We start from the raw sequence: 20,249 nt of genomic DNA, 5'->3' as shown, positions 1-20,249 counted from the left end.
ATCAAGCTGTTCCTGTGAAAACAAGTGTCAAAGCAACAGCATATTTGTTGCGAAGGAGAAATGCGGTGTTTCGCGGCAATGGCGGCATCACCCCAGGGGAGCCCTGGGGTGATCTCAAGCTGATCGGGGCCCTGGTCAGTCGCGGAACAGTTTCCAGCGGGTCGGCCTGAAGGCGAGGCGAGACCGGTCGGAAGTTGCCTTTTCCGGTGGCAGTTCGATTTCGACCTTCGTATTGGCTGCGCCGATATCGAGCTCGACGTGGCGGGTGCCGGCGACACGCCGGGTCTGGACGACGATACCGGCAATGCAGCCGCCGCAGCCATCGAGCAATTCTATGTCGTGCGGGCGGAAATAGAGCTGCGCGGGGCCGTCGGCTTCGCCAGGTGCGCTGACGCCGATCGAGCGGTCCTCGAGCCAAAGCTGGCCGTTTTCGACACGGACCGGAAGAATGTTCGACTGGCCGATGAAACCGAAGACGAAGGGCGAGTTTGGCGTGTCGTAGATATCGTCCGGCGTACCGATCTGCTCGATCTTGCCCTTGCTCATGACAACGACACGGTCGGCGAGTTCCAGCGCCTCGTCCTGGTCGTGCGTCACGAAGACGGTGGTGTGGCCGGTGCGGTCGTGGATTTCGCGGAGCCAGCGGCGCAGCTCCTTGCGTACCTGCGCGTCCAGCGCGCCGAAGGGCTCGTCGAGCAGCAGGACGTTCGGCTCCACCGCCATGGCGCGGGCGAGCGCCACACGCTGGCGCTGGCCGCCGGACAGCTGCGCCGGGTAGCGCTTTTCTAGGCCACTCAGTTGCACGAGGTCGAGCAGTTCCAGAGCGCGCTTGCGGATATCGGCTTTTGGCGGACGGCGTCCCGCAGGGCGGATCGTCAGGCCGAAGGAGACGTTGTCGAGCACGGTCATGTGGCGAAACAGGGCGTAGTGCTGGAAGACGAAGCCGATGTTACGCTCCTGCACCGTCTTGCGCGAGGCGTCCTCGTTACCGAAATAGACGGTACCTTCCGTCGGGCTCTCCAGGCCTGCGATTAGTCGCAGCAACGTCGTCTTGCCGGAGCCCGAGGGCCCCAGCAATGCGATCAACTCGCCAGAGCGAATGTCGAGCGACACATCGTTAAGCGCCGGAAAGCGACCGAATTCCTTGCGTATGTTTTGAACGCGAACTTCCATGTAAACTTGACCTTTCAGTGCCGGCGGCTGGCAGCGATCTGGGCACTGTATTTCATTTCGAGCAGCGACTTCAGAACGAGGGTGACGAGAGCTAGCAGGGCGAGAAGCGTTGCGACCGCAAAGGCGGCAACGAAGTTATATTCATTGTAGAGGATTTCCACCTGGAGCGGCATGGTGTTCGTCAGGCCGCGGATATGGCCGGAGACGACGGAAACCGCGCCGAACTCGCCCATGGCGCGGGCGTTGCACAACAGGACGCCGTAGAGCAGGCCCCATTTGATGTTGGGCAACGTCACGTGCCAGAACGTCTGCCAGCCGCTTGCACCCAAGGACAACGCCGCTTCCTCGTCGCTCGTACCCTGTTCCTGCATCAGCGGGATGAGTTCGCGGGCGACAAAGGGGAAGGTGACGAAGACGGTAGCGAGCACGATGCCGGGTACGGCAAACAGGATCTGGATGCCGTTGCTTTGCAGCCAGGGTCCGATCAGGCTGTGGGAGCCGAACAGGAGGACGAAAACAAGGCCCGATATGACCGGTGAGACCGAGAAGGGCAGGTCGATCAGCGTGGTGAGGAAGGCCTTGCCCTTGAACTCGAACTTGGCGATCGCCCAGGCTGCGGCAATACCGAAAACCAGATTGAGCGGGACCGCGATGCCGGCCACAAGCAGCGTCAGCTTGATCGCTGCAAAGGTTTCCGGATCGGACAGAACGGTGAGGAACTCGCCGGGGCCGTTGCGCATGGCCTCGGTGAACACCGCTGCTAGCGGCAGGACGAGGAAGAGAGCGACGAATGTGAGCGCCGCGGCGATCAGCCCGTACCGCGCCAGCCGGTGCTCGGATGTGGCGACCCGCACCAGTTCGGTGTTTCCGGTGCCGGCGGGTGAAGTGCCATCATGCGCCATAGCCGTACCTCCGTCTGCTCCAGGCTTGAATCATGTTGATGATCAACAGCATCGCGAAGGAAATGACAAGCATGACGGCGGCAATGGCGGTCGCTGCCGGATAGTTGAATTCCTCCAGCCGGATAACGATCAGCAAAGGCGCGATTTCCGACACGTAAGGAAGGTTGCCGGCAATGAAGATGACCGAACCGTATTCCCCGACGCCGCGGGCGAAGGCCAGCGCAAAACCGGTGAGAACCGCAGGAGAAAGCCCCGGCAACAGCACGCGCCGAATCGTCTGGAGACGGTTGGCACCCAGTGTTGCCGCCGCTTCCTCCACTTCCTTGTCGATTTCCTCCATGATCGGCTGCACGGTCCTGACGACGAAGGGCAGGCCGACGAAGACGAGCGCGAAAACGATGCCGAGCGGGGTGAAAGCGACCTTGATGCCGAGCGGCGTGAGCAGGCTGCCGATCCAGCCGTTCGGTGCGTAGAGCGTCGTCAGCGCGATACCGGCGACGGCGGTCGGCAGCGCGAACGGAAGGTCGACCATGGCGTCGATGACGCGCTTGCCGGGGAACCGATAGCGCACGAGGACCCAGGCGAGGATGACGCCGAAGACGACATTAATCAGCGCGGCGAGAAAGGCCGTGCCGAAGCTGATGCGAAGCGCGTTGACCGTGCGCTGGTCGGTGGCCAGTTCCCAGAAGGTTGCCCAGCCCAACGCGCTGGAGCGCCAAACGAGGCCGGAAAGAGGAATGAGAATGATGAGAGTGAGCCATGACAAAGTAACGCCGAGCGCCAATCCGAATCCCGGAATGACGCTCGGCTGCCTGATTTGCCACAGCGAAGCTGTGCGTGCGGTCATAAAGTCTTATTGTCCTGGCTTGTAGATCTGGTCAAAGAGCCCACCGTCCCCAAAATATTTTGGCTGAGCTTCCTTCCATCCGCCGAATTCGTCAATAGTCACGAGCTTAACATCGGCAAAACGTTTGATGTCCTCGGGGTCGGCGGCTTCCGGTTTGAACGGGCGATAGTAGTGTTTTGCCGCAAGCTTCTGGCCGACGTCGGAATAGAGATATTGCAGATAGGCTTCGGCCACCTTACGGGTCCCCTTGGCATCGACATTGCCGTCGACCAGCGCGACCGGCGGCTCAGCCTTGATCGAGATGGAAGGCGTGACGATGTCGAAATTGTCCGGGCCGAGTTCCTCGAGCGAGAGATAGGCTTCGTTTTCCCAGGCGAGCAGAACGTCTCCAAGGCCGCGCTGGACGAAGGTGGTCGTCGCGCCGCGTGCACCGGTGTCGAGCACGGGAACATGCTTGAAGAGCTGGCTGACATATTCCTGCGCCTTGGCATCGTCGCCGCCATTGGCCGCGCGTGCCCATGCCCAGGCGGCAAGGAAGTTCCAGCGGGCGCCGCCCGAGGTCTTCGGGTTCGGCGTGATGACCTGGATGTCATCCTTCACGAGATCGCCCCAGTCCTTGATGCCCTTCGGATTGCCCTTGCGCACCAGGAACACGATGGTCGAGGTGTATGGCGCGCTATTGTTTTCGAACTTGGTCTTCCAGTCAGCCGGAATCTTGCCGGTTCCCTTGGCGATGGCGTCGATATCGGCCTCGAGCGCCAATGTCACGACGTCGGCTTCCAGCCCGTCGATGACGGCACGCGCCTGTTTGCCGGATCCCCCGTGTGACGCCTGGATCGTCACTGTCTCGCCCGTATCCGCCTTCCACTTTTCAGCGAAGGCCGCGTTGAAATCCTTGTAGAGTTCGCGGGTCGGGTCGTAGGAGACATTGAGAATCGTCGTATCGGCAAACGCGAAACCCAGTCCGCCGATCTGGATGCTGCTGGCGAGAAGCGCCACCGTAAAAAGTCTCGTAAGTTGTTTCGCTCGCATGTCTACCTCCGTTGTTAAGCAGGCATACTCTATTCATTAAGTGGGATATTATAACGCAGAAGTTTTCCTTTCCCCGATCACAGGGAGAAAGTCCTGCCCTTGGCATGGGCCAATGCCGAAATCATTTGCCTCGTAGCGGCATCAGGCTCCTGAGCCATTGCCAAGGGAGGCTACCACACCGCGGTGCCTTGCGGAACGTCAATCCTCGGCAAAGCCGCCAAAACCATATTGGCGGGCGACATGCTTCAGCGACCGGTCGAGTATAACCCTATCGATTTCCCCGATCCGATTCGCGCTCGGGCCTGGGCGATGCACCAAAAGCGGGCCATTTGAGCACCCACGCCCGGAACGTCCTACAATCGGCCGCCTGGGTCCAGCGTGAAATCAACGATTCTCCGTCTTGCAATGATCTTGAGCGAGCGATCGGGTTGTATCTGGTAGGTCTCGCTCCAGCGATTACCGTATTGATCCAGGAACGAGTGACTGAACGTGCTGCCGATCGGCGACTTGGTCAGCTTGGTCCGGGGCTGCCCGCCATAGGTGATACTGCCCGGTATCGGTTCGACTTCGCTGGAGGATTGCGTTTGCGCACAGGACGCCACGAACAGCGCGGCAAAAGCCGTAATGATTATCGTTTTCATCGCACAACTCCCCGGGGAATATCTTGGTCCCCCCTCCTTTTGCGGACATAGTGTTTGCGCGGATATTTTCCAGCCCTCAGAGGATGGCTTGGAGCGCGGCCCGCGTTACGCGAGGCTTGCAGTGCCGAATCGCGTGGTATTGCGAATATCAGAGAATCAGCAAGAATGAATATGGGAGGTTTCACGGAGACTTGATTGTCATGAAACGAAAACTCCTTGCCTCCAGCTTGCTTCTTTCCCTCTCCAGCCCAGCCTTGGCGGCAACCCAGGGCGCGCGCGAAGACGTGATGGAAAAGATCGCCGATGTGGTCGCCTTCGCCCGGGTATGTCCGGCGCTGGAGATGGATACGGTTTCGGTGACTGCTTTCGCCATCGGCCAGAAAATCGGAAAATCCAACCGCGATTATGATCTCATCGACGCCATGGCCAATGCCCGGGAAGGCGCAATTCGCCGCGGTAACGCGGAAATTGCATGTGAAACCGGCAGGCGGCAATATGGGCCGGGCGGGAATGCCTTGCCGGGCCTGCTGCGCGAGAGATAAATTTCCCCAAAGCAAGGTGACTTCGGGGCGGTTGGATCAACACCTTGAAGCGCGCCATCGAAACCCTCGGACGCATTCCTATGTCTGGCCTATATCTGTTTGGTCCATGTCTGTTCGGCCCATGTCTGTTCGGCCCATGTCTGTTGGCGGCCAGGAATGGTGCTGCGCGGTTCTGAATTTAGGAGAAAGGGAGGCGTTTATGGCGGATGCCGCCGACATATGCACACCGGGCGAGATCCTGTCATTCTGGTTCGATGAATTGCGTCCGGAACATTGGTTCAATCCGCCTGTGTGGCTGGACGAGCAATGCGACAGGCGGTTTCGCACGACGCATCTGGCGCTTTCGAGAGTGGTTGGTGCCGAGTGGCGGGAGACGCCGGAGAACCGGCTTGCCGCCGTCATCGTTCTCGACCAGATGCCGCGCAACATGTACCGGGCCTCGCCGCTGGCTTTTGCGACAGACGGTCTGGCACTCAGAGAGGCACGCCTTGCTGTCGATGCGGGGGCCGATCGGGAGATGACGATCGATCAGCGTGCATTCCTCTATCTTCCCTTTGAACATTCGGAAGATCTCGTTGATCAGACACGATCGGTGAAGCTCTGCACTGACCTTGGCGATGCCGACTACCTCAATTTTGCCATCCGTCATTGCGAGATCATCCGGAAATTCGGCCGATTCCCGCATCGCAACGCTATTTTGGGCCGCGTTTCCACGGCAGCGGAGATCGACTTCTTGTCTCAACCGGGCTCGCGGTTCTGATGCGCGCGAAGGATCAACTGCTGCGATACCAAAATCGGTTTTTGCATCTGGCGACGCCCCGGCCTATGCAACGCCCAACCGTCTGAGCCGCGCTTCGATTCTGGTTCGCAGCGCCGGACGCCGGAAAAGGATAATGTGTTTGCCGATGACGTCGAAACTCTTTGCCACCCTTCTGTGCTTGTTGTGGATGGTTGCGGCCCCGGCGCCCGTCATGGCGCAGCAACCGGCCACAAATGTCATTCCCCGGCAGACCGAGGAAGTGGCGAGCCCACAGGCGAAGCCTGGCGAGCAACTTGAGACTGCTCGCAAGAACCTTGCGCGGCTGACAGATCTTGTGACGCAGGCTAAAAATGATGACAACCGCCTTGCCGAGCTCAAGGTCGAGGTCGATGCGACGGCCAAGCAGATTATCGCTACCTCGGTCGCCACCCGGCCACGCCTGGATGAAATCAAGGCGCGGCTGACGGAGCTGGGCGATCCGCCGGCGGAGGGCGCACCGCCCGAGGCCGGGGTCGTCACGGAGGAGCGCAAACGCCTTCTCGCCGAACGTGGTGAGATCAACGCGCTGACGGGAACCGCCGAGGATCTGTCGATCCAGGCGACAAAGCTGTCCAACGGCATCACGGCGACGCGGCGCGCTCTGTTCAGCAACACGCTGCTCAAGCATACCGATATCAACCGGACTACGCTGATGGATGCGATCGCCGCCATCAGCCTGGAACGCGAGACATTCATGCGCACGGTCGGCAGCTGGCTGACCTTCGCGTGGAACTTCAAGCGTTTGCAATTGCTTTCGGCTCTGTTCCTGTCGCTTTGCGCCGCGCTCGTCCTCCTTGCGGGCACACGCCGGGTGTTTTCTCCGTTTATCCACCGCGAGGTCCTGAACGACGAACCGGGCTACATCACCCGCCTGTCGGTGGCGTTCTGGTCAACGATGATACCGACAATGGCGATGGCGGCCTTTGCGACGACCAGCTACTTTTTCTTGCAAGTGTTCAATGTGCTGCGGCCCGACATTGCGCCGATTGTTTCGGCCACCTTGGCAATTTGTGTCGCCCTGCTGTTTGTCTCGACCTTGTCGAACGCCGTTCTTGCGCCCCGGCAGGGCGCCTGGCGCCTTGTGCGCGTTTCCGATCGCGGTGCGCGTTTGCTGGTGTGGTCGATCTTTGCCATGACGGCGGTCAATGGTCTCGATTATCTGGCCGGCACGATCAGCGAAGTGATGGGATCCCCGATCATCCTCACTGTCGTCAAAAGCCTGATCGCCTCGATCATCACCGGCCTGATTCTGATGGCGATGTCGTTGATCAAGCCGATCGTTGCGGCGGGCGAAACGCTGGATAGTCAGGGCAAGCCCTGGCCGCGCCCCGTTTGGCTGCTGTTCGTCTTGACCGGCGCTGCGCTGATCATTGCTGCGCTGTCGGGCTACGTCGGTCTTGCCCGTTTCGTTGCGACGCAGATCGTCATGACCGGTGCGATCCTGGTGACGATGTACATCGGCATCCTGACGGGCAAGGCCGTCGCCAAACAGAATGCGCTCGCCGACACGGTCGTCGGTCGGTATCTCGAAAAGCGTTTCCGGATGGAGCAGATCGGGCTCGACCAGGCGGGACTGGTTGCAGGTCTCGGCATCTATGCGCTGGTTGTCCTGTTCTTCATCCCGCTCGTCCTTTTGCAGTGGGGCTTCCAGATCGCCGATATCCAGGCGTGGGCCTATCGCATCTTCACGGAAATCAAGATCGGCGGCATCACCATTTCCATTACCGGTATTCTCGCCGGGATATTGCTGTTTGCTGCGGTTTATGTCGTCACCCGCTGGTTCCAGCGTTGGCTCGACGGCAGTGTCATGGCCCGCAGCCGCATCGATCCCGGCGTTCGCAATTCGGTGAAGACCGGGGTCGGCTATCTCGGCTTGGGGCTCGCCGGCCTGATGGCCATTTCCGCGGCGGGGCTCGATCTTTCGAACCTGGCGCTGGTTGCCGGCGCCCTTTCGCTCGGCGTCGGTTTCGGTCTGCAGAACATCGTTTCCAACTTCGTTTCGGGGCTCATTCTCTTGGTCGAACGGCCGTTCAAGGTCGGAGACTGGGTGGTGACGGGCACGACGGAAGGTTTCGTAAGGCGCATCTCGGTTCGCGCAACCGAGATCGAGACGTTCCAGCGCCAGACGATCATGGTGCCGAACTCGCTGTTCATCAACGCTTCCGTCGGTAACTGGACGCATCGCAACAAGCTCGGCCGGTCGGATATTCCGGTGACTGTCGGCTACGACGCGGTGCCCCGGCAGGTGATGGACACGCTGCTGCAGATTGCAGCCGCCCATCCGCTGGTGTTGAAGAACCCCGAGCCGTTGGCAGTCTTTACGACCTTCGGCGAAACGACCATGACCTTCGAATTGCGCGTCTACCTTGCCGATATCGTCAACGGCAACGGGGTGCGCAACGATCTCAGGCTGGCAATCTACGAGCGTTTCCGCGAGGAGGGGCTGGGGGCGCCGTTTCCCAAGGATGAACTCGAACCGGAGGAGCCAATGCCGGAGCTGGCGTCGGACGTGCCGGCGCAACAGGCAGCGCCCGCCGAAGCCGTTGAGCTACCGGTCATCGACGAACCGATCAAGCGCAGCGGTACGCAGCGGCGGCCCCGCAGGGTCAGCGTCGAAGCGGTGGGCGACAAGGATTGAAGGTTCGGCGATCGAGCAACCAGCTAATCACTGGTCGTTCCAATCCGTGGACTGCGCGAGTGTGGTCGTGCAGCATGATGATTATGTCGTAGACAGGCTCTACTCCTTAGGGGCCAAGCCCTAAAGTCCGCTTCCAGTATTCAATCAGGGTCATACGCAATGGCAGAATTTCCTCAAAAGGCGAAGGTCGTAATTATCGGGCTCGGCGGTATCGTCGGCGCGTCGATCGCTCATCATCTGATCGAGCGGGGATGGGACGACATCGTCGGCATCGACAAGTCCGGCATTCCGACCGACATCGGCTCGACGGCGCATGCGTCCGACTTCTGCTACACGACCAGCCACGACTATCTCTCGGTCTGGACGACGCAGTATTCGATCGATTTCTACGAGAAGATGGGCCATTACGCCCGCATCGGCGGCTTGGAAGTGGCGCGCACTGGCGACGACACCTGGATGGAAGAGATTAAGCGCAAGCTGTCTTCCGCCAAGGCCTTTGGCACCCGCGCCCACTATGTTTCGCCCTCCGAGATCAAGGCGATGTTCCCGCTGATCGAGGAAGATCAGGTTATGGGCGGCATGTTCGATCCCGACGCCGGGCTCGTCATTCCGCGCTCGCAGACGGTTGCGGGCAAGCTGGTCGATGTTGCCGAGAAGTCGGGCAAGCTTCAGATGTTCGGCAATACGCCGGCCCAGTCGCTGATCGTCGAAAATGGCCGCATCAAGGGCGTGGTCACCCATCGCGGCACGATCATGGCCGACCACGTCATCGTCTGCGCCGGTCTTTGGGGGCGCCTGATCGCCGAGATGGTTGGCGAAGACCTGCCGGTCATGCCGGTCGATCATCCGCTGACCTTCTTCGGTCCGTATAACGAGTTCGAAGGCACCGGCAAGGAAATCGGCTATCCGCTGCTGCGAGACCAAGGCAATTCCGCCTATATGCGCGACACGGGCGACCCGAAGACCACGGAAGGCGGCCAGATCGAATGGGGCTACTACGAGGCCACCAACCCGCGCATGTGCCATCCGCGCGAATTGCTCGAGAAGCACGAGGCACGCCTGTCGCCCTCGCAGCGCGATCTCGACATGGAGCAGATCATCGAGCCGCTCGAGCGCGCCATGGAACTGACGCCGATCCTCGGCGAACTCGGCTACAATGAAGGCCACTCCTTCAACGGCCTGCTGCAGGTGTCTGCTGCCGGCGGCCCGTCCTGTGGCGAGAGCCAGAAGGTGCGCGGCCTCTGGTACTGCGTCGCGATCTGGGTCAAGGACGGCCCGGGCTACGGCAAGCTGATCGCCGATTGGATGACTGATGGCCGTACCGAGATCGACCACAACAGCATCGACTATGCGCGCTTCTATCCGCACCAATTGACGGAAGAGTTCATCGCCAACCGCTGCTATGAGGCCGCCCAGAAGATCTACTTCCCGGCCGTGCATACCCGCGAACCCTATGCCTCCAGCCGCGGCGTCAAACGGTCGCCCTTCCACGAGCGCGAGCAGGAACTCGGCGGCTACTTCATGGAACTCGGCGGCTGGGAGCGTGCGCATGGCTATGCCGCCAACGAGCACCTCCTGGAGAAGTATGGCGACCGCGTGCCGGTTCGCGAGAACGAGTGGGACAACCGCCACTTCTGGCGCGTCTCGAATGCCGAGCATCTGGCGATGAGCGAGGATTGCGGCATCGTCAATCTCTCGCATTTTCACATGGTGGACATCGAGGGACCTGACCATGTCGAGCTTCTGGAATGGCTGTGTGCTGCCAAGATCGGCGGTGATGGCAATATCGGCAAGGGCATCTACACCCACTTCCTCGACGATGAGGGCATGGTGCGCGCCGACTTCACCGTCATCCGCATGGCCGACCGTTGCCGGCTGATCAACGGCGCCGATGCCGGCCCGCGCGACTTCCACTATATGCGGCGCGTCGCCGAAGACCGGGGCCTTGACGTCACCATCACCGACGTGACGGAGAAGTTCATCACCATCGGCATCTGGGGCCCGAATGCCCGCGAGACGCTGAAGAAGGTCGTCGCCGATCCGGCTGGGCTTGATCCCGAGAACTTCGCTTTCGCCGCGATCAAGCAGATCCAGATCGACGGCAGACACGTCACTGCCTTCCGCATCTCCTATGTCGGCGAGCAGGGCTGGGAACTGCACATGAAGTACGAGGACGGCCTGGCCGTCTGGGATGCGCTGCGCTCCACCGGCGTCATGGCCTTCGGCGTCGAGACCTATGCAAACTCGCGCCGCATGGAAAAGAGCCTGCGTCTGCAGAATGCCGACCTGCTGACCCAATACAACCTGATCGAATGCGACCTCGCCCGCCCGAAGGTGAAGGAAGCCGATTTCCGCGGCAAGGCCAAGCATCTCGAATACAAGGCCCGCGACCATCAGCCGGCCATGCTCTGCACGCTGGTGATGACCGAGAACACCGATGCCAAGGGGGTGAAACGCTATCCGGTCGGCTCGCTGCCAGTCATGGATCCGGAGAGCGGCGAAGTCCTGATCGATAGCCTCGGCCGCCGTTCCTACACCACGTCGATCGCCTTCGGCCCGACAATCGGCAAGAACATCGCGCTCGCCTATCTGCCATGGGAATACTGCCAGGTCGGCCGCACCTTGAACGTCGAATATTTCGGCGAGACCTATCCGGTCGAGGTCGCCGGCGTCGGCTACAAGCCGCTCTACGATCCGGAAAACCTCAAGCCGCGGACCTGATCTTCCAAGGCGATCCGACCTGCTAGCGACCTAGCGCGCCTGCCCGAAACCGGCCGGCGCGCTTTTTTCGCTGTGCCGAACCGCTAGCTATGGGGATGCCCGAGCGTTCGTGGTCTCCTCCCCTGGGCCATTCAGACCCTATTCAGCCGACCTGCAATATTTATCATGCAATTCTTCCGGCGTGCGTTACGCTGACGTCGGGCTGAAGGGGTGTCTCGTCTCGTCCGGGCATGTCGCCCGGAACCGCGAGCTGCCAAGAGGGGCGGCGCCGTGGCGCTGAGGGGCAATGAAAACATTCGTAAGTGCATTTGTTTTGACTGTCATCACGGCCTTTCCGGCCTGGTCCGCCACTGTGACGAACAAGGATGGCGAGGCTGCTGTGCTTGTTGTCGTCGAAGGCGAAAGCCGTATGGAAGTGGCAATCAGTGCCGGCGGCACGGAATCGATCTGCCCCAGCGGCTGCTTCATCACGACGCCGAGCGGCGACCGCATCGGTCTGCAAGGCGATGAAACCATCGAGATCGTCAACGGGTCGGCCGTCGTGAAGTAATATCGATGAGAACGCTGTGGCTGGGTCAAACTGCCTTTCGGCAATGGCGATGCTGAAAGTTGGGATATGCGAGAGGCTCTCGAACAGCCTTGAAAAGCGGTCTGAGGCTGGCTTTCCCTTTGCCTGAAGTTGATCGCGTATTTCAGCAAGCAATTAACGACTGCGAAAACCTTTCTGCGTAGCTTGGTCTTCGGGGACAATCTTTTCAGATAGGCGAGCAATGTCATTTTTCGGCGTGTCCGGAATGTACTATTCCGGTGAATCCTTGCAGCAGCATCGCATTGTGCTTGCAGAAGACTCCAATCTTTTTTCCGCCATGGTCTCCAAGCGGCTCAAGGAGCTTCTCGACATCGACGTGATCGTCTGCCGTGACTATGACGATCTGCAGTTTTCGGTCGAGAACGCGTCCTTTCCGGCAACGCTTGCCATTTCCAATATCAATCTCCCCGGCGCCGAGAACGGCGAGGCATTGTCCTATCTCATCGACATGAGCGTGCCGACGATCGTCTTCACGGGCACCTTTCAGGAAAGCACGCGCGAAACGATCCTTGCCAAGGATATTGTCGACTATGTCATCAAGGACAGTGTTTTTGCCGTCGATATGCTGGCCGAATCTGTCTGCCGGTTCCTGACGAACCACCGGCATCACGTGTTGATCGTCGATGACAGCCCGACGGCGCGCGCGCTGCTGACGACGCAGCTGAAGCGCTACAATTTTCGTACCAGTTCGGCCGAAAGCGGTGCTGCCGCCCTTGAGCTTTTGAAGAAGCATTCAGATATCGGCCTGGTGATCACCGACTACAACATGCCCGATATCGACGGTTTCGAGCTGACGCGCCGCATCCGCGCAGCCTATGGGCCGCATCAATTGCGGATCATCGGTGTTTCGTCCTCGGACAACCGGCTACTGTCCGCACGGTTCCTGAAGGCTGGCGGCAACGATTTCATGCTGCGCCCGTTCGTCAACGAGGAGTTCTACTGCCGCGTGAACCAGAACCTCGACACCTTGACGAAAATCCAGACTTTGGGTGCAAAAATTGCCCGCAAAGCTTGAGAGGGGCACGAAGCGTAACATTTTCTGGACGCGGGCGGCGATTTTTGCCGTTCGGCCTGAGTAATTAACGAAATTGCAATCGCAAGTGGATTTGATGATGTGACGCGACGAGGGGATGGAACGCGGCGTCAGTCTACGCATGGCATCCATTATCGTAAAAATGATATCTGAGAGCCAGCGTTCAGCGATAGCGGCGCCTGCGGCTCGTATGGGATTTGCAGGAACGTGAGCTTTCGCAAAGTGTCGGGGCTGGGAAACAGCGTGCAGAAGCATTCGGGCAGGCGAATGCTTCTCGTCGAGGATTCCCGTATGTTCTCGACCGTGCTCAAATACGGACTGGAAACTGTCCATGGTCTCTCCGTAACCCATTGCTCGTCGCTTTCGGCTCTTCGCAATGCTGTGGACGGTAGCGAGGGTGAATATTCTCTCGCTGTTCTCGATCTCAATCTCCCCGATGCGCCGAACTGCGAGGCGTTGGACTATGTAATCTCCAGAAACATCGCCGCGATCGTGTTTACCGGGTCGTTCAATGACAGCACTCGGGACACCGTCCTTTCGCGAAATGTCGTGGATTGCGTCATCAAGAACCGGCCCGATTCCATCAGTCACCTCATTTCGGTCGTCGACCGGGCACTGACGAATGCGCGCACCCATGTTCTTTTGACCGATTCCGAGGAGACCTCGCGCGCCGAGCTTCTGGCATTACTGCGCCAGCAGCAATTCAACGTAACCGAGGCCGGCAGCGGCGCAGAGGCTCTGCGCCTGCTCGACACCTGCGACGACATCGACATGGTGCTGTGCGATATCGCGCTCCGCGACATGACGGCCTACGGCCTGCTCAGCGAAATTCGCCAGCGACATGGCGAGGATGCCGTCAGCGTCGTTGCTGTTGCCGCCTCCGATGACCGTGCCCACGCCGCCAAGTTCCTGCAGAGTGGCGGTACGGAATTCATTCAGAAGCCGCTTCTCGTCGAGGAATTCAACGGCCGCCTGTTTCAGGTCGCCAACATCCAGAAGCGCATCCAGGCCCTGCACAGCATTGCCGCGCGCGACTATCTGACCGACATCTACAACCGTCGCTACTTTTTCCAGTATGGTTCGAGAATGGTCGATCAATGCCTGCGGCGAGGCGGGACGACCTCGATCGCCATTCTCGACATCGACCATTTCAAGCGGTTGAACGACACCTATGGCCATGAGGTCGGTGATCTTGTCCTCAAAGCGGTCGCAAAACGTCTTCGCGCGCTGATTGGAGACGCGCACCTGCTGGCCCGCCTTGGCGGCGAGGAGTTCGGCGTCCTTTTCAACGAACTTGACGTCTCAGCCGCCCATGACTTCTGCGAGAGCGTGCGTCTCGATATCGCCGGGGCCAAGGTGATGGCGGATGACGAAGAACTGTCGATCACGATGTCGATCGGGCTTGCCACGATCGAGGGACCGGAGAGCTTCGACAACTACCTGCACGCCGCCGACCAGTTCCTCTATATGGCGAAATATGACGGCCGTAACCGGATCGTTTCCGAACTGACCGTTCTCAAGGCCATGGTTTCCTAGCGACCGGTTTCGCCGCCGTGTCGGCCCGAAAATCGAGCTGTGTGTTTTATCGCGCGGTCTGCAGCGTGAGTTTGCGCTCGGCGCGCTCTTGCTGGGTGAGCGGTTGTAGAGCTCGCGATAACACTTCGAAAAATGCGAGGCGGAAACGAAGCCGCAGGCGACGGCCACTTCGACCACCGGCATAGCCGATTGCACGAGCAGATGGCGGGCGCGGTCAAGCCGGATTTCCAGGTAGTAGCGGGCAGGGGAACGGCCCATTTCCTGCCGGAACAGCCGCTCGATCTGGCGCCGCGACAGGCCGGCGCTGTCGGCGATTTCGAGAAGCGACAGCGGCTCGGAGAGATTGCCTTCCATCAGTTCGATGATCGACAGAACCTTGGCGTTCTGGACGCCGAGGCGGGCGCGCAACGGAAGCCGCTGGCGATCGTGCGGGCCGCGCACCCGGTCGGTCAGGGCCTGTTCGCAGACGCGGTTGACGAGGTTTTCGCCGAAATCCTGGTCGATCAGGTTCAGCATCATGTCGAGCGAGGCGGTGCCGCCGGCGCAGGTGTAGATGTTGCTGTCGATTTCATAGAGGTCGGCATAGACATCGACCTGCGGGAAGCTTTCGGCAAAGCCGGGCAGGTTTTCCCAGTGGATCGCACAGCGCTTGCCCGTCAGCAGACCCGCTGATGCCAGCACATGCGCGCCCGTACAGAGGCTGCCGACCGAGACGCCGCGATTGTAGACTTCGCGCAGCCAGGCATTGACGGACTTGTTGTTGAAGTCCTCGACATAGATGCCGGAACAGACGAGAACCATCGACGGCCGGTTTTCGCCGCCGAGGAACTTGCGTTCATCGGCAAGCGAGGTGTTGACCTCAAGCCCGATGCCGCTTGACGACAGGACCTGGGTGCCGTCGGTCGAGGCAAGGCGCCAAGTATAGGCCTCATAGCCCAGCATGCGATTGGCGATACGGAGTGTTTCGATTGCCGCGGAAAACGGCAGCATGGAAAAGTTCGGTACCAGGAAAAAGACGAGAGAACGTTTTTTGGTCAATGGCTTGTTCATTGAGAGGGTCCCATGCGCCGCGGATGTCGCATTTGTCTCGTGGAAAAGCGTCATCTGGCCTTTCTAAAAGCGACATTGGCATGGACGCCAGCGACTGCAAAGAAATAAATGTTTGCGACATCAGATTGGCTGGCGCGAAAATCGGCAAGAATCCTAAAAAATACCCACTATTTTCGCTCTGGACGACAAATATGTCGTATTTCCATCTTTCTCCTGCCGGGAGCAGGGAATGCCACCAATGCGCATTGTGATGTGCGGTTTGCAATTTGCGACATGCGTTGCGGCGTCGAAGGTGTCGGAAACAGACCATGCCAAAATGGACGGTGCCAGCGCTTCCGGATTGGTAGCCTGAAAACAGAAAGGGCATTTCGCCATTACGGTCGAAATGCCCTTTCATGCGCCATTCACATTTGTCCGACACGGAGGATCGTCGTCACCTGCCGCTGTGATTGTCTGATCCGTCATTTTGCCGGCGTATCCTTGTCGGCCATGTCGACGGACGGGAAGCCGATGTCCTTCAGCGTGTCATAGGAAAGGCTTTCGAGAGCCCGCTCCGCGCGGTGACGCTGCCAGGATGCAACGGCGCGAGCGCGCAGGCCGGCAAGCCTCGAGGCAACGGACGAATGCCTTGGATCATGTGTATGTTCTAGACTGAAGAATGCCATGTTTTGGTTTCCTTTTGATTGGGAGGCTTCAAAAGGTCGCGACCATGAAAGAGTAATGCCGCAAGGCCATTCATCATTCAAGCGAATATAATTGATCTCATGCATCAAATATCATGATGCTTCGTGGGGTTCGAAACGCCTTTGTCCGATTCTCGGAAGTGGAGGAATAGCTTGGCTCTCGGCTCGTTTTCTTTAGAACTTTTTGGCTGATTTTTGCGGAACCTGGGCCGGCGGCGAGTCTTGCTCTTCACCCGTCGATTGCGCCTTCATCGTCTTCTTGACCAGGTCAAGGGCGTCCTGCGGCGGTGTTCCCTTCGACATCTCGGTTTGGACACGACGCGTCCAGAGTCTGAGTTGAGCGTCGCTAAAGATCGGACCGGATGTCATTTATACTCTCTGTCTTATTTATATTACAATTGGCGTCACGTTTTCGATTTGCAAAATCGCGCGGCAGTGGGTTTTCTAGTGGATCAACTGGCAAATTTCAGGGGTGAATATCTGCAGTTGAAAAGAAAAATAAACAGCAGACCATGTGGACGTTCAGTATAAACAAGAGAGAGGACCCAATGAAACAGCAACCTCATATCGTTGATCTTCTGAGCGCCGCAAAACTTCTGGCTGACAAGCAGGGCCACGTCCTGCTGAGCTACATTATCAACATGGCGATGATAGAGGCATCGACAGGAACCAGGAAAGAGATCGAGGACGGCGAAGGCAGCGTCAAAGTTGCCTGATACATGCAGCAAGAAGCGCGTTAAACACCGATAGTTAATGATTTCAAACGCATTCGGATTTTGGCCGGCTGGTCGCAAGACCGACCGTTGTTTTTTAATAGCACCAAGCTTTGTAGTTGAACGCATGACCGGTATGCCAAGCACACCGGTCATGCGTGTAGGCGACGCGTGGATCAATCCTCTTCCTGGAAGACCGCCTCACGCTTGGCCTTGACGGCCGGCAGGAAGACGACGACGAGAACTGCGAGCGCGATCAACAGCAGGAAGGCGCTGATCGGCCGTGTGACGAACGTCGTCGGATCGCCTCGCGACAGGATCATCGCCCGCCGCAGGTTTTCCTCCAGCAGCGGCCCGAGAACGAAGCCGAGCAGCAGTGGCGCCGGCTCGCAACGCAGTTTGACCAGCGCGTAACCGGCAAGGCCGAAGAAGGCCACTGCATAGAGGTCGTAGACGTTGGAATTGACGCTGTAGACCCCGATCGAGCAGAAGGCCATGATGATCGGGAAAAGCACGTAGTAGGGGATGGTGAGCAGCTTCACCCAAAGCCCGATCAGCGGCAGGTTGAGCACGACCAGCATCAGGTTGCCGATCCACATCGAGGCGATGATGCCCCAGAACAGCGCCGGCTGTTCGACAGCCACGTTCGGGCCGGGAACGATGCCTTGAATGATCATTGCGCCGACCATCAGCGCCATGACCGGATTGGCCGGGATGCCGAGTGTCAGGAGCGGAATGAACGATGTCTGCGCACCGGCATTGTTGGCTGATTCTGGTCCGGCAACGCCGGCGATGGCGCCATGGCCGAATTCTTCCGGCGTATCCGAAAGTCGCTTCTCGACGGTATAGGAGGCAAAGGCTGCAAGGATGGCCCCACCGCCCGGCAGGATCCCGAGCGCCGAGCCGATGATGGTTCCGCGCACGACCGGTGCGAACATCTTCCTGAAATCGTCGCGCGTCGGCAACAGGCCGCTGACCTTGGCCATCAGCACGGTGCGTGTCTTCTCACCTTCCAGATTGCGCAGGATTTCAGCGACGCCGAAGACGCCGACGGCGACCGCGACGAAGTTCAGCCCATCGGCATATTCACGGATGCCAAGGGTGAAGCGCGGCGTGCCGGTATAGATGTCTGTGCCGACGAGGCCGAGAAGCAGCCCGAGCGCCACCATGGCCAGAGCCTTGACGATCGAGCCATGGGCAAGCGCGATCGAGGAGACGAGGCCGACGATCATCAGCGAGAAATACTCCGCGGCGCCGAACTGAAGCGCGATGCCGGTCAGCGGAATGGCGAAGATCGCCACCAGAAAGGTGGAAACTGTTCCGGCGAAGAACGAGCCGAGGGCGGCGATCGACAATGCCGCGCCGGCCCGGCCCTTGCGCGCCATCTGGTAACCGTCGATCGCGGTCACGGCGGACGAGGATTCGCCCGGCATGTTGATCAGGATTGCCGTGGTCGAGCCGCCGTATTGCGCGCCGTAGTAGATGCCGGCGAGCATAATCAGCGAGGAGACGGGCTCGAGCTGGAAGGTGATCGGCAAAAGCATGGCGATCGTCGCCGTGGCGCCGATGCCGGGCAGAACACCGATCAGGGTTCCGAGCAGCACGCCGATCAGGCAGAACAAAAGGTTTTCGGGCGAAGCGGCGGTGGCGAAGCCGAGTGCGAGATTGCTGAAAAGGTCCATGATGATGTCCTAGAATCTGACCCAGGGGCCGAAACGCTCGAAGGGCAGCCCCAGCGCGTAGCTGAAGACGGCGACCGAAAAGGCGGTTAGGGCGATTGAGAGCGCAATGGCGGTCAGCGGTTTCATGCGGTGGGAGGCGAAGCAGGCGATCAGCGCCGTGAAAAACAGTGACGGGACGAAGCCGAGACCGCGCACGGTCAACCCGAAGAAGATCGGTGCCGGCAGGATGAACAGCATCCCGCGCCAGGCGATCGGTCCGAGCGGTTCGCCGTGCACGCGCGCCGCCTGGATCAGGACGATGAAGCCAAGCAGGGTCAGGATGATGGCGAGCAGCAGCGGAAAATAGCCCGGGCCCATTTTGAACGCCGTGCCGAGCTCGAGGCCAAGGCATTGATAGATGAAGAAGCCGCCGAGGCCGATAAGGATCGCGCCGCAGAGCGCGTTGGTGGTGTCGAGAGATAAGGATTTCATGATGCCTCCTTGAAATCGGCCCGGTCGTCCGCGTCCATCATCTCTTCAAAGGATAGCCAGGGAAAGAGAGGTAAACGAATGCCTTCCTCCCGAGAGAGGAGGAAGGCGAAAGACGCGTCAGGCCCTTGCCATGACGGGGATGCCTATCAGTCGGCGTATTGGCCGGCCGCTTCGATGACCGGCTTCCAGCGGGCGATCTCGCCTTCCAGCTTGGCCTTCAGGGCAGCCGGCGTCGCGTCGGCTTCGGCGGACGGGACGGTGCCGAGCTCGGCGAAGCGGGCGACGACGTTCGGATCCTTCAGCGCCACCTGCAGCGCCTTCGACAGGCGTTCGACCGCTTCCGCCGGCGTGCCCTTCGGTGCATAGACGCCGTGCCAGATGCCGACCTGGAAGTCTGCAAGACCGGCTTCTGCGGCGGTCGGAACGTCAGGCAGGACAGGAATGCGCGCGGGCGAGGTCACGGCATAGGCCTTGATCGTGCCGCCGAGAATCTGCTTGGTCGTATTGGTGGTCTGGTCGCACATGATGTCGACCTGGCCGCCGAGCAGATCGGTCATCGCCGGGCCGGTGCCCTTGTAGGGGACGGTAACGAGCGGCGTTTCAATAGCGCTCATGAACATCATGCCGCAGAGATGCGAGGCGGCACCGATGCCGGCATTGGCGACTGTCACCTTGTCCTTGTTGGCCTTGACGTAGTCGACCAGGCCCTTGAGATCCGTCGGCTCGAAATCCTTTCGAGCGACGATGGTCATCGGCACCTCGGTGACGAGGCCGACATATTCGAAGGCGTTCAGCGTGTCATAGGCGAGTTTGCGATAAAGCGTGGCGCTGGTTGCCATGCCGATGTGGTGCAAGAGCACGGTATAACCGTCCGGATCGGACTGTGCCACCCGGCCGGCACCGAGCGTTCCGCCGGCGCCGCCGACGTTTTCGACGATGATCTGCTGGCCGAGATCCTTCGACATGGATTCAGCGACGAGACGGGCGACTGTATCTGTCGGGCCACCGGCCGAGAAGGGCACGACCATGGTGATCGTGCGCTCGGGATAGGTCTGGGCATTTGCAGAAACGGAAATGAGCGAAACGGCAGCAAGAGCCGTCATGCCAAGCATGGCTTTGAAGATGTTCATCGAAGTCCTCCCGGATGAATATGTGGCCAGCTGGCGCAGCTCCTCCCGCGCCGATTCTGGATGCGTC

19 protein-coding genes and 1 pseudogene are annotated in these 20,249 nt (G+C 59.7%); 8 read left to right on the top strand and 12 right to left on the bottom strand.

Annotated features, from left to right (window positions below):
• Nucleotides 1-135: 135 nt before the first annotated feature.
• The 5 genes from WI754_RS17615 to WI754_RS17595 form a co-directional block, all read right to left on the bottom strand.
• Complete coding sequence (locus tag WI754_RS17615) at nucleotides 136-1,173, bottom strand: sulfate/molybdate ABC transporter ATP-binding protein (RefSeq protein ID WP_349434755.1); 1,038 nt, start codon at nucleotides 1,171-1,173, stop codon at nucleotides 136-138.
• A 14-nt stretch (nucleotides 1,174-1,187) separates the two neighbouring features.
• On the bottom strand, nucleotides 1,188-2,075 hold the full coding sequence (gene cysW, locus WI754_RS17610; RefSeq protein ID WP_349434754.1) for a sulfate ABC transporter permease subunit CysW: 888 nt from the start codon (nucleotides 2,073-2,075) through the stop codon (nucleotides 1,188-1,190).
• The gene (cysT, locus tag WI754_RS17605; RefSeq protein ID WP_349434753.1) at nucleotides 2,065-2,922 is read right to left on the bottom strand and encodes a sulfate ABC transporter permease subunit CysT; all 858 of its coding nucleotides are present in this window, start codon (nucleotides 2,920-2,922) and stop codon (nucleotides 2,065-2,067) included. Before cysT ends, cysW begins: the two co-directional genes overlap by 11 nt.
• A gap of 6 nt (nucleotides 2,923-2,928) precedes the next feature.
• Complete coding sequence (locus tag WI754_RS17600) at nucleotides 2,929-3,954, bottom strand: sulfate ABC transporter substrate-binding protein (protein WP_349434752.1); 1,026 nt, start codon at nucleotides 3,952-3,954, stop codon at nucleotides 2,929-2,931.
• Nucleotides 3,955-4,307: 353 nt separating this feature from the next.
• Nucleotides 4,308-4,595, bottom strand: a complete 288-nt coding sequence (locus tag WI754_RS17595; RefSeq protein ID WP_349434751.1) for a hypothetical protein — start codon at nucleotides 4,593-4,595, stop codon at nucleotides 4,308-4,310.
• Nucleotides 4,596-4,882: 287 nt separating this feature from the next.
• Here WI754_RS17595 and WI754_RS17590 point away from each other — a divergent pair, with 287 nt between their 5' ends.
• The 7 genes from WI754_RS17590 (at nucleotide 4,883) to WI754_RS17560 (ending at nucleotide 14,453) form a co-directional block, all read left to right on the top strand.
• Complete coding sequence (locus tag WI754_RS17590; protein WP_349434750.1) at nucleotides 4,883-5,137, top strand: hypothetical protein; 255 nt, start codon at nucleotides 4,883-4,885, stop codon at nucleotides 5,135-5,137.
• Between the two features lie 199 nt (nucleotides 5,138-5,336).
• The gene (locus WI754_RS17585) at nucleotides 5,337-5,897 is read left to right on the top strand and encodes a DUF924 family protein (protein WP_349434749.1); all 561 of its coding nucleotides are present in this window, start codon (nucleotides 5,337-5,339) and stop codon (nucleotides 5,895-5,897) included.
• A 145-nt stretch (nucleotides 5,898-6,042) separates the two neighbouring features.
• Nucleotides 6,043-8,574 carry a mechanosensitive ion channel family protein gene (locus WI754_RS17580; RefSeq protein ID WP_349434748.1) on the top strand — a complete coding sequence of 844 codons (2,532 nt, stop codon included), beginning with the start codon at nucleotides 6,043-6,045 and terminating at the stop codon, nucleotides 8,572-8,574.
• Between the two features lie 159 nt (nucleotides 8,575-8,733).
• A complete protein-coding gene (locus WI754_RS17575; RefSeq protein WP_349434747.1) occupies nucleotides 8,734-11,295 on the top strand; it encodes an FAD-dependent oxidoreductase in 2,562 nt (853 codons plus the stop codon).
• Nucleotides 11,296-11,581: 286 nt separating this feature from the next.
• Nucleotides 11,582-11,845, top strand: coding sequence for a hypothetical protein (locus WI754_RS17570; protein ID WP_349434746.1), 264 nt, complete (start codon nucleotides 11,582-11,584; stop codon nucleotides 11,843-11,845).
• A 220-nt stretch (nucleotides 11,846-12,065) separates the two neighbouring features.
• Nucleotides 12,066-12,899, top strand: coding sequence for a response regulator (locus tag WI754_RS17565; protein WP_349434745.1), 834 nt, complete (start codon nucleotides 12,066-12,068; stop codon nucleotides 12,897-12,899).
• 261 nt (nucleotides 12,900-13,160) lie between these two features.
• Nucleotides 13,161-14,453: a diguanylate cyclase gene (locus tag WI754_RS17560; RefSeq protein WP_349434744.1), complete on the top strand. Its 1,293-nt coding sequence runs from the start codon at nucleotides 13,161-13,163 to the stop codon at nucleotides 14,451-14,453.
• A 46-nt stretch (nucleotides 14,454-14,499) separates the two neighbouring features.
• On the opposite strand, the pseudogene WI754_RS17555 reads toward WI754_RS17560, so the two are convergent.
• The 4 genes and pseudogenes from WI754_RS17555 to WI754_RS17540 form a co-directional block, all read right to left on the bottom strand.
• Nucleotides 14,500-15,443, bottom strand: a pseudogene (locus WI754_RS17555) (GlxA family transcriptional regulator).
• The gene (locus WI754_RS17550) at nucleotides 15,382-15,900 is read right to left on the bottom strand and encodes a hypothetical protein (protein WP_349434743.1); all 519 of its coding nucleotides are present in this window, start codon (nucleotides 15,898-15,900) and stop codon (nucleotides 15,382-15,384) included. Before WI754_RS17550 ends, WI754_RS17555 begins: the two are co-directional and overlap by 62 nt.
• 64 nt (nucleotides 15,901-15,964) lie before the next feature.
• Nucleotides 15,965-16,168 (bottom strand): hypothetical protein, encoded by a 204-nt coding sequence (locus tag WI754_RS17545; RefSeq protein ID WP_349434742.1) that lies wholly within the window; start codon nucleotides 16,166-16,168, stop codon nucleotides 15,965-15,967.
• A 192-nt stretch (nucleotides 16,169-16,360) separates the two neighbouring features.
• On the bottom strand, nucleotides 16,361-16,555 hold the full coding sequence (locus WI754_RS17540; protein ID WP_349434741.1) for a hypothetical protein: 195 nt from the start codon (nucleotides 16,553-16,555) through the stop codon (nucleotides 16,361-16,363).
• A gap of 179 nt (nucleotides 16,556-16,734) precedes the next feature.
• Between WI754_RS17540 and WI754_RS17535 the strand changes: the two genes are divergently transcribed.
• Entirely contained in the window at nucleotides 16,735-16,902 is a 168-nt protein-coding gene (locus tag WI754_RS17535) for a hypothetical protein (protein WP_349434740.1), read from the top strand.
• Between the two features lie 173 nt (nucleotides 16,903-17,075).
• Here WI754_RS17535 and WI754_RS17530 read toward each other — a convergent pair whose 3' ends face one another.
• From WI754_RS17530 to WI754_RS17520, 3 genes are all read right to left on the bottom strand, one after another.
• Nucleotides 17,076-18,581 (bottom strand): tripartite tricarboxylate transporter permease, encoded by a 1,506-nt coding sequence (locus WI754_RS17530; protein ID WP_349434739.1) that lies wholly within the window; start codon nucleotides 18,579-18,581, stop codon nucleotides 17,076-17,078.
• Between the two features lie 9 nt (nucleotides 18,582-18,590).
• Entirely contained in the window at nucleotides 18,591-19,052 is a 462-nt protein-coding gene (locus WI754_RS17525) for a tripartite tricarboxylate transporter TctB family protein (RefSeq protein ID WP_349434738.1), read from the bottom strand.
• Between the two features lie 146 nt (nucleotides 19,053-19,198).
• Nucleotides 19,199-20,182 (bottom strand): tripartite tricarboxylate transporter substrate-binding protein, encoded by a 984-nt coding sequence (locus WI754_RS17520; protein ID WP_349434737.1) that lies wholly within the window; start codon nucleotides 20,180-20,182, stop codon nucleotides 19,199-19,201.
• Between the last annotated feature and the right edge of the window lie 67 nt (nucleotides 20,183-20,249).

It is taken from the genome of Pararhizobium sp. A13, assembly GCF_040126305.1.
Lineage (GTDB): Bacteria > Pseudomonadota > Alphaproteobacteria > Rhizobiales > Rhizobiaceae > Pararhizobium.
This window is presented reverse-complemented; position numbering and strand designations above follow the sequence as displayed.

Coding starts and splice junctions, on each gene's coding strand:
- WI754_RS17575 (WP_349434747.1), top strand. CDS start 8,734: ATGGCAGAATTTCCTCAAAAGGCGAAGGTCGTAATTATCGGGCTCGGC.
- WI754_RS17580 (WP_349434748.1), top strand. CDS start 6,043: ATGACGTCGAAACTCTTTGCCACCCTTCTGTGCTTGTTGTGGATGGTT.
- WI754_RS17535 (WP_349434740.1), top strand. CDS start 16,735: ATGAAACAGCAACCTCATATCGTTGATCTTCTGAGCGCCGCAAAACTT.
- WI754_RS17595 (WP_349434751.1), bottom strand. CDS start 4,595: ATGAAAACGATAATCATTACGGCTTTTGCCGCGCTGTTCGTGGCGTCC.
- cysT (WP_349434753.1), bottom strand. CDS start 2,922: ATGACCGCACGCACAGCTTCGCTGTGGCAAATCAGGCAGCCGAGCGTC.
- WI754_RS17525 (WP_349434738.1), bottom strand. CDS start 19,052: ATGAAATCCTTATCTCTCGACACCACCAACGCGCTCTGCGGCGCGATC.
- WI754_RS17540 (WP_349434741.1), bottom strand. CDS start 16,555: ATGACATCCGGTCCGATCTTTAGCGACGCTCAACTCAGACTCTGGACG.
- WI754_RS17590 (WP_349434750.1), top strand. CDS start 4,883: ATGGAAAAGATCGCCGATGTGGTCGCCTTCGCCCGGGTATGTCCGGCG.
- WI754_RS17530 (WP_349434739.1), bottom strand. CDS start 18,581: ATGGACCTTTTCAGCAATCTCGCACTCGGCTTCGCCACCGCCGCTTCG.
- WI754_RS17585 (WP_349434749.1), top strand. CDS start 5,337: ATGGCGGATGCCGCCGACATATGCACACCGGGCGAGATCCTGTCATTC.
- WI754_RS17565 (WP_349434745.1), top strand. CDS start 12,066: ATGTCATTTTTCGGCGTGTCCGGAATGTACTATTCCGGTGAATCCTTG.
- WI754_RS17520 (WP_349434737.1), bottom strand. CDS start 20,182: ATGAACATCTTCAAAGCCATGCTTGGCATGACGGCTCTTGCTGCCGTT.
- WI754_RS17615 (WP_349434755.1), bottom strand. CDS start 1,173: ATGGAAGTTCGCGTTCAAAACATACGCAAGGAATTCGGTCGCTTTCCG.
- WI754_RS17545 (WP_349434742.1), bottom strand. CDS start 16,168: ATGGCATTCTTCAGTCTAGAACATACACATGATCCAAGGCATTCGTCC.
- WI754_RS17600 (WP_349434752.1), bottom strand. CDS start 3,954: ATGCGAGCGAAACAACTTACGAGACTTTTTACGGTGGCGCTTCTCGCC.
- WI754_RS17550 (WP_349434743.1), bottom strand. CDS start 15,900: ATGAAAGGGCATTTCGACCGTAATGGCGAAATGCCCTTTCTGTTTTCA.
- WI754_RS17570 (WP_349434746.1), top strand. CDS start 11,582: ATGAAAACATTCGTAAGTGCATTTGTTTTGACTGTCATCACGGCCTTT.
- cysW (WP_349434754.1), bottom strand. CDS start 2,075: ATGGCGCATGATGGCACTTCACCCGCCGGCACCGGAAACACCGAACTG.